Source organism: Pseudomonas lini (genome assembly GCF_001042905.1).
Lineage (GTDB): Bacteria > Pseudomonadota > Gammaproteobacteria > Pseudomonadales > Pseudomonadaceae > Aquipseudomonas > Aquipseudomonas lini.
The window spans coordinates 93,001-108,812 of sequence record NZ_JYLB01000001.1; the positions used below are offsets into that span (position 1 = coordinate 93,001).

A 15,812-nucleotide genomic window follows, 5' to 3' on the forward strand; every position below is an offset into this window, starting at 1 on the left:
GGGGCAACTATGCCGCTGATCAGTGACATCCAGGTTCTTGAGCCGGGCAGCGAAGTACTGCTCTTTGAGTTGGACGGTTCGGACTACGGTGCGGACGTGCTGCGCTTTCATGGGCACGCGATTCCGTACACGCCTGCGGAGCTTATAGCCGCCGGAGCCGATGCCGATCTGCTTCCCGCGAAAGCGATCTGGTGGCAGGGCAACGAGTACGGCGCCTGGCCAATGCAGATCGACGGCATCGAGGCTAATGGTGATGGCACGGCGGTACGGCCAACGCTGTCGGTCGGCAACGTCAATGGGCGCATCACCGCGCTCTGTTTGGCGTTCGACGATCTGCTCGAGTTCAAGCTGACCATGCGCCACACCTTGGGCACGTACCTGGATGCGGTGAACTTCCCGGCCGGTAATCCGACGGCAGATCCAACCCAAGAGACGATCGAAGTCTGGTACATCGACCAGAAAACGAACGAGGACGGGGAGACGGTCAGTTGGGAGCTGGCCAGCCCGGGCGACGTCGGCGGCGAATCCATTGGCCGACAGGCTACGACGCTGTGCCACTGGTGTCTCACCGGCGGATACAGGGGGCCGAATTGCGGTTACACCGGCGGGTACGTCACGAAGGACGGCGTGCCCACTGATAACCCTGAACTGGACGAGTGCGACGCCACGCTGGGTCGGGGTTGCATCCCGCGCTTCGGCGACGGTAATGCCTACCCATTCGGTGGCTTTCCTGCCGTTTCCCTCATCGCCCGGAGCTGACCATGCGCAACCATATTTTGAGCGCGATCCAGGTTCACGCGGCCGCCGAGTACCCGAAAGAGTGCTGCGGTCTGCTGCTGGGGATTGGGCGCAAACAGCAGTATTACCCGTGCCGAAACATCGCATCTGAACCCAACGAGGAATTCCGGATTGACCCGGAGGACTATGCAGCGGCCGAAGACATCGGCGAAGTAATCGGCATCGTCCACTCGCACCCGGATGCCACCAGCCGGCCTTCACCGCGCGACCTAGCCATGTGCGAAGCGACCGCGATGCCCTGGCACATCCTCAGTTGGCCAGAGGGTGACTTGCGCACGGTGATGCCAGCCGGCGCCGTTCCGCTGCTGAAGCGTCCGTTCGTGCATGGCGCTTGGGATTGCTGGCAGGTCTGTGCGGATTGGTATCAGCGTGAGTGGGGACTTGAGTTCGAAAGCTTTAAGCGTGCCGATGGCTGGTGGGAAAGCAAGGATAACTCCAGCCTGTACGAAGCGAACTACGAGGCAGCCGGGTTCTACAGAGTCGATCAGCCGCAGCGCGGCGACATGATTGTGATGGAAGTAGGGCGGACGGTTTACCCGAACCATGCCGGAATTTTTCTCGGCGCCGATCCAGCACTGCCCGGCGAGGATGCCGCGACGTTTGGGCCTGGGCCATTCCTGCTGCACCACCTGTACGGCAGGCCGTCCGAGGTCATCGTTTTCGGTGGTCCGTGGCTCGATCGAACGCACCTGGTCCTTAGGCACAAGATGCAAAACAACCAACATAGCGCGGCATGGCCGCAGGAGAAGGACATGCAAGTCAATCAGAGCTACGTGCTGAACATTCAAGATTTATTTACCGTCTCCAGCGGCGCGTTGTGCGGCGCGGAGATCGTCGTCGCTATACTCGACGGTGATACTGAAATCGACCGCTTGAGCTTCAAGGGCAAAGTGGGGCCGGGCGGTGACGGGTATAGTCGCAGTTATAGCGGAAAACCGGGGCTAAGAGCTGATGTAGTCGCCGGCGTTGGCCAGATCTCCTTCACAGAGGTCCGGCCATAAAAATCAGCCGCGAGGCTCATCCTCAATTATGAACTCATCAGTGCCCGGCAGATGAGTGACGTAGGTCGCCTTGTATCCCTCGCCGAGGGTTGATGCTCTCGCCTCTGCAGCATCTTTAGTCGGGAATGCCCCTAAAAAGATTGAAGGACTTTCGCGAACGACTCCCCAGGTGAAGATCCATCCTTCTTTTCGTGGGTCTTTTCGTTGACTACTCACATTGACCTCCCGGTCATAAGCGCGCCGAAATTGGCGCAATCCAGTCCTTGGGCTTGCAGGCAGAGGACTGGGGAATCCGTTGCGATGTGGTGATTTAGTCATTCCAGTCTTTGATGATGTAAAGATCCGGCTTGCCGTCTGTTCTTCCCGGTGCGAAGTCGAAGATAGCGCTGCTGGAACTCGTTGGGTTGTGGAATCGAATAGTTCCAGCCCATGGATTTTTCGAAGTGATTTCAACGCTTCGATGCAAGTGCTTCAAGTCGGGGTAGCGCTCATCAATCGCGACTTTAAGAAGCTGAGAGGTCTCGGGGGTCATCACTAGGTTGATGGTCATATCAATATCCGTTCCGATGGAGTCATAAGGCTACTATCGGTGGTCGGAGGGGCGTTACTGAGGATTTGTACAGGAAAGGGCGTGTCTGCGAGAGCGTTATTTATCCTGCAATGAGGCGCACCATTTCGCACATCTGCGCTGGTTTGGCTGACCAGAATTCTGGCGAGTGATCAAGAAGAATGGTGATCATGTCCAGCGTATCCAAATGGGTGGAGGTGATGGGGGCTTTTACCGGAAGTAAAAAACCCGCAACCCAAGTTGTATCCACTCCCCATGAGTTAAAAGCTTCATGGATCATCATCCTGGCTCCAAACAGATCAAACGGATCCTTCTGAGCATCTTCTATTCCTCGCCGAATGATGCTGATGCGGTCAGGAACTGTTAATGACATCGGGTACCTCATTGCTCTGGCGATAAAAAGCCTAGGCGGGACCGGGCTGCTTTATTCGGGTGGAAACTTGGAATGCTCTTCGGCGACCTCAGCGACAACTTCATCGAAGCTTTTCGTCACGCCTTTGTTTTTGTTCAAAGCCAATTTGATGGTGGAGACAAGGATGACTTCCAGTGAGACATCCCGCGAATCAGCTTCTTGTTCCAGCTCCTCGACCATGTATTTCGGTAGCGCAAATGGCGTCGATTCACCTGTGTCGATGTTTTGCAGCTGTAACTCGATGGTTTCGGGTTCGTCCTCGGATGCCTGGATATCCGACACCTCAACGTTGAGAGCTTTTGCGAGCTTCACCAACGCAGTCATGCGGGGCTTGGATGTGCCAGTTTCGTATCTGGCAATCTGGGGCACACTCATGCCGCTAGCTTTTGCCAGATCCTTTTGGGTCATGCCTGCATCAGCCCTAAGTCGTAGCAGTCGAGCAGGAAAGCCAGCAGGTGCGCTCATACAAAATCCCATCAGTTAGCCTCTAGAGACATACTTTAAACGATATTAAATGATATTGACAGAATGACTGGTTTTGCGCTTGAATGATATCAAGTGATTTGAAGTGATGTGTTTTGCTATCTTCTGATCATAAAAAACCCCAGCTGGCGGGCCGGGGTTCAGGTGTGAGTATTTTCTGAGGACATTCACGTGATTAATGCTACCGCAATTCCAATAGAAAACAATGTCCAGAGCCGGACTGCGCAGATTATCCCGTTCAAATTTGGTAAGCAGCAGGTTCGAACGTTGCTAATCGACGACCAGCCATGGTTCGTCGCAGCCGATGTTTCATCTGCTCTGGAGTATCGCATTGCAGGCGATATGACCCGCAATCTGGACGAGGATGAAAAGGGTACGCAGATTGTGCGTACCCTTGGTGGTGAGCAGGAAATGCTGGTTATCAACGAATCTGGCCTGTACTCGGCGATCCTTCGCAGTCGAAAAGTTGAGGCGAAGCGTTTCAAAAAGTGGGTGACTGCCGAAGTACTCCCAGCAATCCGCAAGCACGGTCGGTACGAAGATCACGGCAAAATGACCATGCTGATGGAGCAGCTCAGCCTGGGCCAGTTCAATATCATCAAGGGAGTTATTCGGGACAAGGCTAAAGCGGTGCCAACTGAGAACCGTCAGAGCTTCCAACTTGTCATGCACAACCGCCTGCATACACGCTTCAATGTGGCACGCACTGAGCTGATCCCCGCGAGCGAGTTCGAGTCGGCCTGCAGCTTTGTCGCCGCATATGCGATCGAGGGCGAGTTCCTGGGTCGGGAAGGGAAGGGTGTTGAACTTCCGACCGAGCTTTCACCGACGCAGCGTTTCATCGTCTTCACCGATGGCGCTGGCAATCGGCAGATCCAGCCGGTTCCTATTGATGCGTACGTGATGTCGCCGATGCAGTTTCTCGGTGCTATTGCTGGAGAGAATGGCATTCACGTTCCACCAGCAGCTCTTTTCGACTTTGCTTTGGCGGCGATGGCCAGGCTGAAGTGGAAGGTGGCGGCATGAGTGCGCTGATGACGATTCCATTTCATGGCGTAAACTTAATGCTGGTCGATCTCAACGGTCAGCCCTACGTGCCAATGCGCCCAGTTGTAGAGGGCATTGGGCTGGATTGGGGAGGTCAGCATAAGAAGCTGACTGCGAACCCTGCGCGCTGGGGTGTCTCCGTAACGGAGATACCTTCAGCGGGGGGGATCCAGCAGGTCGCTTGCCTGCCATTGCGTAAGCTCGCAGGATGGCTTTCGACCGTTCAAACCGGTCGAGTAAAAGACGAGCGAGTTCGGAACAAAATTGTTGAGTATCAAAATGAATGCGATGACGCGCTCTGGAAATATTGGAATGACGGGCATGCAGTCAATCCGCGATCACATCCATCGGCAGCCAATGACTCGACCGTAGAGTTTGGTAGGCTTGCACTGGCTCACCTGCCGAATCTCGACGATACCAGTAAACAGGCTTTGCTCAGCCACATTTCAGAGCTTGCCTTCGGGCAGCGTTTGATCCCGCTACCCAAGGTCGAAGAAAGCCTGAAGCTGGCGGGTGAGGTGGGGCAATTGTTCGGAGTCAGCGCACAAAAAATCGGTCGGCTTGCTAACCAGCACGGTCTGAAAACGGACCAGTACGGCGAACTTAGACTCGACAAGTCGAAGTACAGTGATCGGCAGTGCGAGACCTTTTTCTATAACAGTGCAGCAGTTGACCGTTTCCGGGAGATTCTCGGCGAAGGTTGAGACGCAACAGCCAGGGACGGTCTACCCCCCTCGATCAACGAAGAACCCCGCCCATGCGGGGCTTTCGTGTTGCTCGCATGTTGGTGATAAAGTCACGTCAAACTCAAGCGAGGGAACGACGTGAAATTACTCATTGGTGCGATGGCTGTCGCGTTGCTGGCTGGCTGCGCCACTTCCCCTACGCCGTCGAGCGAGGCGAGGGAGGCCCCGCCAAGTCAACTGATAGCCTTTCAAAAGAAGCCTTCGGGTTCGTTTGGCGTGCTTCAGGTGATTCGTGACTCCGGACATACCGGCAGCCTGTGTTCAATGGCAGTGTTCATTGATGGCAAACAGGCAGCCAAGCTTGATCCAGGGCAAAAAGCATCGTTCTATTTGTCTCCCGAAACTGTATCGGTAGGAGCTGCTTACACTGGGTCTGGTATTTGCTCAATGGGCGCCGAGCGGGTAGAGCGCGAAGCGGCCGTAAAAGATGGTGCCGTAAAGAAATACCGAGTATTTACTGGCGGTGATGGGCAGATAGATATTCTCCCTACAACGTTTTGAACATGGCCGCCTTCGGGCGGTTTTTTATTGGGCGGAGAAAATTATGTCGGCAGCTATCACGTACACACCAACGACAAAAGTATTGCTTTCAGGCTCGTTGGCGAAGAAGTTCTTTCGCAGTAAATCCTACCTCTTGGATGGTGGATCTGCTGTAGAAGTCTTTCGGGCGCTTAATGCAACGATCGATGGTTTCGCCGAAGAGATAAAGCGGCTTGAGCGTTTGGGGCTGACGTTTGCGATATTTCGCAACCGCAAAAACATAGGTACTGACGACTTGGATCTCGGCGGCACGAGAGAAATTCGCATTGTTCCTGTGATTAGCGGGAGTAAGCGCGCTGGCGGATTGCAGACAGTCCTCGGTGCTGTGCTTGTTGCGGCTGCCTTTGTTCTTTCGTTTACGCCGTTTGCGGCTGCATCTCCCTTTCTATACCAGGCAGGTGCAGCTCTCGCGATCGGAGGTGTAATCCAAATGTTAAGCCCTCAGGCGAGCGGACTATCTCAAAGCGCATCCCCTGAAAACCTGCCTAGTTATTCTTTTGGCAGCGCCAAGAACACCACGGCCAGCGGCAACCCGGTGCCTATCTGTATCGGCGAACGCCGGTGGGGCGGCATGATCATTTCCGCCTCGATCTACGCCGAAGACAAAGTGTAAGCAGAACACAGTGAGCAGGCCGCCCATGAGGCGGTTTTTTTATGCCTGGAGGAAAGCATGGGCGCAGCACAGATCGACATACACGGCGAGAAGGGCGGTAGCAGCAAGCCGAAGTCGCCGACCGAGGCCAGCGACAGCCTGCGCTCGACCAACCTGGCCAAGCTGCTGATCGCCGTGGGCGAGGGTGAGTTCGACGAAACCCCGACCGACTACGACATCTACCTCGACAACACCCCGATCCGGGACGGGAGCGGCAACTACAACTTCCCCAACGTGAAGTGGGACTGGCGCCCGGGCTCCGTGGATCAGACCTATATCCCGGGCATCCCATCGGTTGAGAACGAAACCTCGCTGAACGTCGAGCTACGTAGTGACTCCCCTTGGGTGCGCTCGATCACCAACATTCAGATGTCGGCCGTGCGTGTGCGTTTTGCGTGGCCAGCGCTCCAGCGCCAGGATGATGAAGGCAACATCGTCGGCTACCGCATCGAGTACGCCATTGACGTAGCCACCGACGGCGGCGCCTATCAACAGGTGGCAGTGGATGCCGTGGACGGCAAGACCACCACGCGCTACGAGCGCTCTCGGCGGATCGACCTGCCAGACGCCACCACCGGCTGGCAGATCCGCGTGCGGCGCCTGACGCCGAACCAGAACAGCAACAAGATCGCCGACACCATGCTGATCGCCGGTTTCACCGAAGTGATCGACGCCAAGCTGCGCTACCCGAACACCGCGCTGCTCTACATCGAATTCGACGCCGAGCAGTTCACCAATATTCCCGCGGTCACCGTGAAGTGCCGGGCACGCCGCTGGCAGGTTCCGAGCAACTACGACCCGATCGCCCGGACCTATACCGGCACGTGGGACGGCAGCATGAAGCAGGCCTGGACCAATAACCCGGCCTGGATTACGTACGGCATCTGTACTGAAGAGCGCTTTGGCCTGGGCAAGCGCATCAAGTCGTTCATGGTCGATAAGTGGGAGCTGTACCGGATTTCGCAGTACTGCGACCAGCTGGTACCGAATGGTCTCGGTGGTGTTGAGCCACGCTTCCTGTGCGACATGAATCTGCAGGGCAAGGCGGACGCCTGGTCGCTGCTGCGCGACATTGCCGGCATTTATCGAGGTATGACGTACTGGGCGCAGGGCCAACTGGTGATGCAGGCCGACATGCCGCGCGCGCAGGACTTCGACTATGTGTTCACCCGGGCCAATGTCATCGACGGGAAGTTCTCCTACGGCAGCGCCTCAGCCAAAACGCGATATACCCGCGCCTTGGTCAGCTACGACAATCCGGCGAACAACTATGACACCGACGTCATTCCGTTCGCGGACCTGGATCTGCAGCAGCGCCTGGGCGACAAACCGACCGAGCTGAGCGCCATTGGCTGTACGCGCGCCTCTGAAGCCCAGCGCCGCGGCAAGTGGGCGATCCTCAGCAATAACCAGGACCGTACCCTCTCGTTCAAGACCGGAATGGAAGGCGTGATTCCGCTGCCCGGGCACATCATCCCGGTGGCGGATTCGCTGCTGGCTGGTCGCGAGGTGGGCGGGCGTATCTCTGCGGTTGCTGGCAGAGTTGTGACGCTCGACCGTGACACCCAGGCCAAGGCTGGCGATCGGTTGATCATCAACTTGCCCGGCGGGCGCGCCGAGGGTCGCACCGTGCAGAGCGTCAACGGCCGCGCCGTTACCGTGACCACCAATTACAGCGAAGCGCCACTGCCGCAATTGCAGTGGGCACTGGATGCCGATGATCTGGCAATCCCGCTCTATCGAGTGCTGCGGACCAAGCGCACTGCCGAGGGTGACTTCGAGATCAGCGCGCTGCAGTACGAGCCGAGCAAGTTCGCTTACATCGACACCGGTGCGCGGCTGGAAGAGCGGCCGATCAGCGCAATTCCGATCACCGTCGTGCCGGCACCAGCCAGCGTCACGCTGACTTCTACCTCTGTAGTTTCTCAGGGGCTCGCCGTGGCCACTATGACCATCACCTGGCCCGCGGTGAACGGCGCGGTTGGATATGACATTGAGTGGCGCAAAGACAGCGGCAACTGGATCAAGCTGCAACGCACGGGCATGACCAGCGTTGACGTGACGGGCATTTACGCCGGCGCTTACGTGGCACGGGTGAGAGCGGTGAGCGCCTTCGATATCTCGTCGATCTGGCGCAACTCGATGCTCACCCAACTCAAGGGCAAGGAGGGCTTACCGCCGGCGGTGTCACACCTGACTGCCACGCCGCTGCTGTTCGGCATCTACCTGAAGTGGGGGTTCCCGGCCGGGGCCGAGGACACTCAGCGCACGGAGATTTGGCACAGCCAGACGACCAGCCTGGAAGCGGCGACAAAGCTGACAGACCTGTCATATCCGCAGAGTGACTTCTCGATGCTGGGGTTACGCGCGGGCGTGACCTTCTACTTCTGGGCGCGCCTGGTGGACCGGATTGGCAACATCGGTCGATGGTATCCGGTGGGCATCGGCGTGCAGGGTCAGTCGAGCGCTGATGCTGCGGCGATTCTTGAAATGATCGCTGGGCAGATCGGGCGCACGGAGCTTGGCGAAGACATCCTGGACGAGATCGACAAAATCCCGGGCCTTCAGGCTCAGATTGACGCGCTTGATGGGCTGAAAGGCTACGACCCGGAAGCAACCTACAGCGAATACGATCTTGTGGTTGTCGGAAAGCGGATCTATCAGGCGACCGGCGACGTCCCACTCGAGACACCGCCACCGAACCCGGACTACTGGCTCGACGTCGGACAGACAGTGCAGACGGCCAACGGGCTTGCTCAGCAGGTCGCGACCAATACCGCCGAAATCACCGAGCTTGACGGCGTGGTCACTGCGCAGGCGACAGCGTTCCAGGCTCTGCGAGCTTCCTTTCGTGATGACGATGGGGAGGGCGACCTGGCGGATGCGCTGAAAGGCTGGTCCAGCACCGCTGCGATCGCCACGGAAGAGAAGGTGAGGGCATCCGAGAATCTGGCCAGCGCGCAGAAGATCAGCAGCCTGACCGCCGCTGTTGGAGAAAATGAGGCCAGCGTCACGGACCTGAGGCAGGTTGTTGCCACCGACAAGGAAGCCACTGCTACTGCGATCACCCAGTTAACGGCTGTGGTGGGTGAAAACACGTCAGCCATTCAGGAAACCGCCGAGGCCTTCGCCGACATGGACGGCAACTTGCGAACAATGTGGTCGGTGAAGATGTCGGTCACCGCCAATGGGCAATATGTCGCGGCCGGCATTGGACTGGGCATCGAGAATGTGGGCGGGGTATTTCAAAGTCAGTTCCTGGTGAGCGCTGACCGATTCGCCATCGTCAACACCATCGCCGGCGGCGCCATTTCCGTGCCGTTTGCGGTGCAGGGTGGCCAGGTGTTCATGAACTCGGCCTTCATTGCTGACGGCACCATCACCAATGCAAAGATTGGCAGCTACATCAGTTCGACGAACTACATCGCCGGCCAGCAGGGATGGATTCTCAATAAAGACGGGACGCTCGAAATAAATGGAATCGTTCCCGGGCAAGGGCGGCTGGTGATCAACTCTCTGAATGTGTCGGTCTACGACGCGAACAACGTGCTCCGCGTACGACTCGGCTATCTGGGGTAGAAAAATGGCTTATGGAATGCGCATTTGGGGGCCAGATGGATTGCTTCAGGTCGATGAGAACTCTTTCACTATGCGAGTCGTTCACAGCAGCTTGGTGACCGGGAGCAACACTATTGCCTTTCAAACCATCTCTGTTCCCGGAGTCACGCCTGAGAACGCCACTGCTTTTGTAGTCCCGATAGGCGCGTACTCGTCGCTCGACAAACAGCTCGAAACAGAGGTGATTTCCGGGGGGGTTAATGTGTACAGCTATATAAGGGGAAGGGGGCAATACAGCAATAAAACCGGAATTACCATGCGGCTTATTGTTATAAGGTTCTATTAAATGGGCTATGGATTAACATACACAAACAACAGTAATGTTGTGACCATTGACTCTGAATTTACAAGGCTGGTAGTTCTTGCAAAGGGAACATATCTGCCGACAGAGGAATCAGGCTTAGGATCCACCACGCACTTCCCTGCGACAATTACGAGCCAGGAACCTCCACTAGTATTCGTTCGGCCCTCGGGAAGTACCGGCGTGGCCGGCCTATGTTTGATGCGAGTCAACGGTTCGCCAGGTGCGTGGACGGGTTTCTATGTCAGAGCTTATGACATCAACACATCGCAGCCAAACGGGACTTATTTTGTATGCGGTTTCGCAGCAAGTCCGGTAGCGCAATATGGAATGCGCCTTTGGGATGGAAACGCAAAGCTGCTTTTTGATTCCGATACACCATATGCACGCTTTACACGTTCATTTCAAAACTGGGCATACATTAAGACCGACTACACAGCGCAGGGCGTGCCACGAAATTATTATCGGGTTGATTTCAATTTTCCCGCAGGCGAGCACATGTTGATCAACACATTTGGAATGAATATGTTGAATGATGGCGTGCAGAGTAGGCAGCTTTACTGCTGGTGGGATTTTTCAGGTGGGAACTTGTTTGCCTTGACCGTTGGTCTTGGTAATCCCTTCGCCTTCTTCCTGCCAGCAGTATTCGCCAAGCTCGGCGTATAAAAACTCTTCAAAGGAAAATAATCGATGCCTTGGTATAAAGCCGGGACGGTTTCTGTCACCCAAAATTCCAATTCAGTGATCGGCACCGGCACTGCGTTTATTGCAAATAGCCGGGTCGGTGATGGCTGGCGCGGTCCAGATGGTGGCTGGTATGAGGTGACCAACATCGCCAGCGATACGGCGCTGTCGATTGATCCACCATATCAGGGAGCGACTAATGCAGCGGGTGTCTACGCGCTGGCCCCCCTACAAGGGTATGTGAAGGATTCCGCTGATGCGTTGCGGGCGCTGGTGAATCAGTTCGGCGGTGTGCTTGCCGTGCTGGGCACTACACCGACGCTCGCTGGAATCCGGACAGAGCTCAACCTGACTGACACGGACGGATTGCCTGAAGGCTCAAACAAGTACCACACCGAGGCGCGCGTGCGCGCTGCAGTGCTTACCGGCTTGGTGACTACCGATGCCACCGCTATTACCGCGGCTGACGCCTTGCTCGTGGCGCTCGGGAAGCTGCAAGCGCAGGCCACGGCGACAGCGCAATCCCTCGGAGGGAAAGCGGCGAGCGGCTCGAACAGCGACATCACGTCGCTTTCTGCATTGACCACAGCACTCAGTATTGCTCAAGGCGGCACAGGAGTTAAGACGATTGCTGCGCTGCTCACCGCGTTGCAGGCCGCGGGAGCATATGGGCGCAACAATATTGTTGGAACGGTTTCTGACGCGGCTGGCGTACCGAATGGTGCAATTCTTGAAAGCGGATTCATCAACAGCTGTTATTACGAAAAGCGCGCTGATGGGTCTCTGCTTAATCGTAAACAGGTGACCATCGGAGGCGGAACGGCGGCAAACGGCAGCATATTCAAAAGCGTTAATTTCGACATGGGGCCATTTGCCTATCCATTCGTGGGCGACTACGAGATGTTCGGGTACGGCATTTCCAGTGCGAGCGGCGGAGGCTGGGCGGGTCAACAGTTGTTCGGGTCGGCGTCTACTTGGGGCCAATGGGCGGCTTATCACCCAGTCTTAATTTCTGGATCAACCAACATGATCATTGCTGTAGTTGCACATGGGAGATGGAAGTAATGAACATCACTTTGTACGGACAGCGCTACGACGACGAGCCATTCGAGTTAATCAAGCAGGGCGACAGTCTGTTGATCAATGGTGAAGAATTTGATCTATCACCTCTGCCAGAAGGAGGATCTTTGCCTGGCTCGGCGGTTGACTCGCAATGGTTTGCGCTGGGGCAGATCGAACGTGTGGGTGGGAACATCCAGTTGTCACTACTCTATCCGATCCCCGCAAATTTCAGTCCTGAGCAATCCACTCCTAAGGTCTTGGGAAACCCACCGGATGGCCCGGTATCACTACCCCAGCCGCTGCCCGAACCTGTTCTACGAGAGGAGGCTGGCGAATGAACATTGACTGGTCGAAGTTGATAACCATGGAAATGAAAGACGCCACAGCTGCCGCATTGGTGTTGGCCAACGCAAAATCAGAACTGGCAAACCGTAACACTGCTGCCGTCGTACAGATCGCGCGTATTCAGGACCGCATCGAGACCCTTGGCTACGGCATTGACGCCGGCGAGGCAACAGAAGAGGACGAGGTTGAACAGGCAGCGCTAATGATCAGCATTGCATCATGGAAATCGTACAAGTTCGCCCTGGGCAAGGTCACGAAACAGCCGACTTGGCCGGCCGCTCCGGTGTGGCCAGTTGAGCCAGCCATTCAAGTGATCGAGGCTGACCCCGAGGCTCGCCCATCCGGAACGATGTAGCTCGCAGCACTTGCACTACGCACCCGCCATCGAGCGGGTTTTTTTTGCCTCGAAGAAACCTCTGATCATTCGCCCGGGAGCAGTAAATGAACATAAAACGCGGCGACTCATTTCAGGTCGCCTTGGTGGTGAAGGTGAGCGGAGTGCCACAAGACCTGACCGACTGGCAGGTTCGCGCATCCATAGGGACCTCTTCCCGGTTCATTGCAGAGCTCGCTGTTGAATTCACTGACAGGGCTGCCGGTGAATTCACCTTGAGTGCCGAAACCGCGACGTGGCCGACAGGCGCGCTCAGCTTCGATATCAGGTACACGACTGATGCGGAACAGATCCTCACGACGGATCCGGTTCGCGTCTTCGTCGCAAAAGGTATAACCGAATGACGATAACCACCGAAATCACAGTGGTTAGCACCGCAGAGCGGATCACTATTACGACCGAAGGGCAGTTGCGCGGTCCCGCTGGTCGTGCCGGAGTTCAGTACAACCTGAGCACTTGGGCATATACGCAAGCCTTTCAAGCCGTGACGGCCACCCGTGACGCGAACGGCGCGATTGTTACAGCCATCATCGTTTGGCCAGATGGTGTAGCAGGCGTGTTCACGACTGACGTTGCCAGCACTGCGTTCCCCGGCGCCATCGATGCTTGGCACGCCACCTATGCCAGTACTCCGAGCAAGACCATCACGCAGCCTGCGGTTACCCGAGATGCAAGCGGCGCCGTCATCGCTCAGCCGGCGATCACTATTTCTTGAGGGCATAAGCCTATGGGCGTTCTTGATATTCCGGGTATGAGCAGGGCGCAGGCTGACCGGTTCTACTCGCGCCTCTCCGTGATCGGCGGCATCGAGGGCGACAGCCGTGGCCAGCGCAACTCGTCGGCCAGTGCCCTGGCCACCCGTCTCCACTCCTACGGTTGGGTGCACCATGCATGCGGGCTGATGCGCCAGTGCGTGACCTTTCCAGTGGAAGCGAACTGCGCGATCGGCGGCAGCACTACTAAGGACATACTGGACCGTAGCCCAGAGTCCATCGCCAAGTGGCTGTCGCTGGGCGTCACGTTCGTGGTCCTGTTCATGTCGCGTAATGACCGGGTGGCTGTGCCGGCGATAAGCGCTGAGCAAAGCATCATCAACATGACGGAGATCGAAAAACGCATCCGAGACGCCGGGATCACGGTGATCTGGATGACCGATATCCCGCCAACCGATGCCCAGGCCGTAGGCGCCCCGGTGTTCACCCCGGATCAGGTAGCGGCCCACCACGCCTGCATCAACTGGCAGCGCTCGCGGCGGTTTCAACGTGGCGTGCTTGTCTGCGACCTCTCGCAGTTCGGTTGGCTGACCACCTCGACGCTGGGCTACGCCGTGCCCGGCTTCCTGCCGGACCACACCCACGTCGGCCAAGAGGGCAGCACTCGCCACGGTCAGGCCCTGGCCCGCGTGCTGGCGACGATCTTCCCGATCACCGACCTTCGCCCCTATGTGAATATCTCGGGGGCTTACAACGCCACCAAGAACCCGGGCGGGATCATCAATGCCAACCCGTTGACCGTCGGCGTAGGTGGCACGATCACAGTCGCCACCGGCACCTGTACCGGCGTAGTCGCCGACGGCCACGGCGTGCAGCACCTGAACTGCACCGGCGTCACTACCTTGTGCTCGAAGGAGGACATCGTAAACGCGTCCGGCATTGTCGAGCCCTGGCAGAAGCTGGTGATCACTGGCACCCCGACCGAATCGGCGCCATCGGTGGAGTTTCAGAACAACGTCGGCGTGGCTAATTTGTCGGGCGGAGATGTCATTGAGGCCTATTGCGAATATGACGCGCCAGCCGGGAACACCGGGTACTCCTCGATCTTCTTCGGGCTGCGCCTGGCGCACACCGCGTCGACCGTGATCGTCGTGTGCGAGGACGGCGGCCTGGCATCCGGGGAGACGGCGTTTGTTGGCGACTCGCTGGCGCACCCGTCGTACCTATTGAAGACCCCACCGCTGACCGTACCGTCGGGTGTAACGCTGAACTCGCTGCGCACGCGCGGCACCGTCGTGCTTCGCCAGGGTGTGCCGGCCAACGTCACAGTCCGGTTCAGGTCGGTGGACTGCCATAAAGTCATCAATGCGTGAGACGGGTTTGTATTCGTCCGATATCGACATCAACCCTATTGAGATACTTGCCCGCCAAGCCGCGGGCTTTTTTTCGTTTGGAGAAAAGTTATGACGCCTACCGAAAGAGACCGCGACGTCCTCGCCCGCACCTTGTGGGGTGAGGCCCGCGGCGAAACCTTGGCCGGCCAAATCGCCGTGGCCTGGACCATCCGCAACCGCGTGAACGACGGCAGAGCTAAGTCGTGGTGGGGTGAGGGTTATGCCGGTGTGTGCCTGAAGCCGTACCAATTCAGCTGCTGGAACAAGAACGACCCGAATTACCCGTACCTCTGCGGGAGCAAGTCGATCCCTGCCGCTGGGTTCGCCCGGGCGCAAAAGGCAGCCGACTTGGTGATGTCCGGCGCAGAGCCTGATTCTACGGGGGGAGCGACCCACTACTACGCGACCACCATGCCTAAGGCTCCGACCTGGACTGTGGGAGCGAAACAGACGCTGAAGCTCGGCCACCACGTCTTCTTCAAGGATGTGCCATGAGTCTCGTGACGTGGAAGTTGTCCGGAGTGATGTTGCTGATGTTGCTCACGGCTGGCGGTGTCTGGAAGGTTCAGGACTGGCGCTACGGCAAGCAGCTTGCCGAGCAGGCCGGCCTGCATCAGGACGACTTGACCGCCATCAGCAATGCAGCCGCCGCGCAGGTCAGCGCCGATCAGGACAAGCGCCTGGCGCTCGAAAAGCGCCTTTCAGCCAGCGAACAAACCCACTACAGGAAATTGAGCGATGCACAAAAAGACCAGGATCGCCTGCGCGATCGCCTTGCCACTTCTGATTTGCGGTTGTCAGTCCTCCTCGATGCGGGTTCAGCCGGTAGCTGTTCAGTGCCAACCGGTACCGAAGCCCGCTGCATGGTTCATGGAGCGGCACGAGCCAGACTTGACCCAGCGCATGCTCAACGAATTGTCGCCATCACCGACGCAGGCGACCGAGGGCTGATTGCATTAGCTGCTTGCCAGGCGTTCGTAACTGCTATATCTGCACCAATGCATCGTTAGCTTTAAAGGGAGAAAAAATCCTCCGTTGATGATAATTTCCTCCA

18 protein-coding genes and 1 pseudogene are annotated in these 15,812 nt (G+C 57.3%); 16 read left to right on the forward strand and 3 right to left on the reverse strand.

Features of this window, described 5'->3' with window-relative positions; all coding sequences use genetic code 11:
• The first annotated feature begins 9 nt into the window (after positions 1-9).
• Positions 10-759 carry a phage minor tail protein L gene (locus TU81_RS00545; RefSeq protein WP_048392647.1) on the forward strand — a complete coding sequence of 250 codons (750 nt, stop codon included), beginning with the start codon at positions 10-12 and terminating at the stop codon, positions 757-759.
• Between the two features lie 2 nt (positions 760-761).
• Positions 762-1,505, forward strand: a pseudogene (locus TU81_RS00550) (C40 family peptidase); the annotation flags it as partial.
• Between the two features lie 604 nt (positions 1,506-2,109).
• Here TU81_RS00550 and TU81_RS00555 read toward each other — a convergent pair.
• The 3 genes from TU81_RS00555 to TU81_RS29080 all read right to left on the reverse strand — a co-directional run bounded on the left by TU81_RS00555 (position 2,110) and on the right by TU81_RS29080 (position 3,244).
• A complete protein-coding gene (locus TU81_RS00555) occupies positions 2,110-2,349 on the reverse strand; it encodes a hypothetical protein (protein WP_048392648.1) in 240 nt (79 codons plus the stop codon).
• Positions 2,350-2,449: 100 nt separating this feature from the next.
• Positions 2,450-2,740, reverse strand: coding sequence for a hypothetical protein (locus tag TU81_RS00560; protein WP_048392649.1), 291 nt, complete (start codon positions 2,738-2,740; stop codon positions 2,450-2,452).
• Between the two features lie 51 nt (positions 2,741-2,791).
• A complete protein-coding gene (locus TU81_RS29080; RefSeq protein ID WP_157385213.1) occupies positions 2,792-3,244 on the reverse strand; it encodes a helix-turn-helix domain-containing protein in 453 nt (150 codons plus the stop codon).
• 189 nt (positions 3,245-3,433) lie between these two features.
• On the opposite strand from TU81_RS29080, the gene TU81_RS00570 reads away from it, so the two are divergent.
• The 14 genes from TU81_RS00570 to TU81_RS00640 all read left to right on the forward strand — a co-directional run bounded on the left by TU81_RS00570 (position 3,434) and on the right by TU81_RS00640 (position 15,768).
• On the forward strand, positions 3,434-4,288 hold the full coding sequence (locus tag TU81_RS00570) for a BRO-N domain-containing protein (RefSeq protein WP_053078256.1): 855 nt from the start codon (positions 3,434-3,436) through the stop codon (positions 4,286-4,288).
• Entirely contained in the window at positions 4,285-5,013 is a 729-nt protein-coding gene (locus tag TU81_RS29085; RefSeq protein WP_053078257.1) for a phage antirepressor N-terminal domain-containing protein, read from the forward strand. The genes TU81_RS00570 and TU81_RS29085 overlap by 4 nt, the downstream gene beginning before the upstream one ends.
• A gap of 120 nt (positions 5,014-5,133) precedes the next feature.
• Positions 5,134-5,556 (forward strand): hypothetical protein, encoded by a 423-nt coding sequence (locus TU81_RS00580; RefSeq protein WP_048392650.1) that lies wholly within the window; start codon positions 5,134-5,136, stop codon positions 5,554-5,556.
• 43 nt (positions 5,557-5,599) lie between these two features.
• Positions 5,600-6,208, forward strand: coding sequence for a tail assembly protein (locus TU81_RS00585; protein WP_048392651.1), 609 nt, complete (start codon positions 5,600-5,602; stop codon positions 6,206-6,208).
• Positions 6,209-6,265: 57 nt separating this feature from the next.
• Entirely contained in the window at positions 6,266-9,826 is a 3,561-nt protein-coding gene (locus TU81_RS00590) for a host specificity protein J (protein ID WP_048392652.1), read from the forward strand.
• Positions 9,827-10,151: 325 nt separating this feature from the next.
• Positions 10,152-10,832, forward strand: a complete 681-nt coding sequence (locus TU81_RS00600) for a hypothetical protein (protein ID WP_048392656.1) — start codon at positions 10,152-10,154, stop codon at positions 10,830-10,832.
• A gap of 24 nt (positions 10,833-10,856) precedes the next feature.
• Positions 10,857-11,915: a hypothetical protein gene (locus TU81_RS30615; protein ID WP_053078260.1), complete on the forward strand. Its 1,059-nt coding sequence runs from the start codon at positions 10,857-10,859 to the stop codon at positions 11,913-11,915.
• Positions 11,915-12,250, forward strand: a complete 336-nt coding sequence (locus TU81_RS00610; protein WP_048392658.1) for a hypothetical protein — start codon at positions 11,915-11,917, stop codon at positions 12,248-12,250. Before TU81_RS30615 ends, TU81_RS00610 begins: the two co-directional genes overlap by 1 nt.
• The gene (locus tag TU81_RS00615) at positions 12,247-12,612 is read left to right on the forward strand and encodes a hypothetical protein (protein WP_048392659.1); all 366 of its coding nucleotides are present in this window, start codon (positions 12,247-12,249) and stop codon (positions 12,610-12,612) included. The genes TU81_RS00610 and TU81_RS00615 overlap by 4 nt, the downstream gene beginning before the upstream one ends.
• A gap of 86 nt (positions 12,613-12,698) precedes the next feature.
• A complete protein-coding gene (locus TU81_RS00620) occupies positions 12,699-12,995 on the forward strand; it encodes a hypothetical protein (protein ID WP_048392661.1) in 297 nt (98 codons plus the stop codon).
• Positions 12,992-13,366, forward strand: a complete 375-nt coding sequence (locus TU81_RS00625) for a hypothetical protein (protein WP_048392663.1) — start codon at positions 12,992-12,994, stop codon at positions 13,364-13,366. The genes TU81_RS00620 and TU81_RS00625 overlap by 4 nt, the downstream gene beginning before the upstream one ends.
• A gap of 12 nt (positions 13,367-13,378) precedes the next feature.
• A complete protein-coding gene (locus TU81_RS00630; RefSeq protein ID WP_151152241.1) occupies positions 13,379-14,737 on the forward strand; it encodes an SGNH/GDSL hydrolase family protein in 1,359 nt (452 codons plus the stop codon).
• A gap of 90 nt (positions 14,738-14,827) precedes the next feature.
• The gene (locus TU81_RS00635; protein ID WP_048392667.1) at positions 14,828-15,253 is read left to right on the forward strand and encodes a cell wall hydrolase; all 426 of its coding nucleotides are present in this window, start codon (positions 14,828-14,830) and stop codon (positions 15,251-15,253) included.
• On the forward strand, positions 15,250-15,768 hold the full coding sequence (locus TU81_RS00640) for a lysis system i-spanin subunit Rz (RefSeq protein WP_048392668.1): 519 nt from the start codon (positions 15,250-15,252) through the stop codon (positions 15,766-15,768). The genes TU81_RS00635 and TU81_RS00640 overlap by 4 nt, the downstream gene beginning before the upstream one ends.
• Positions 15,769-15,812: the final 44 nt, after the last annotated feature.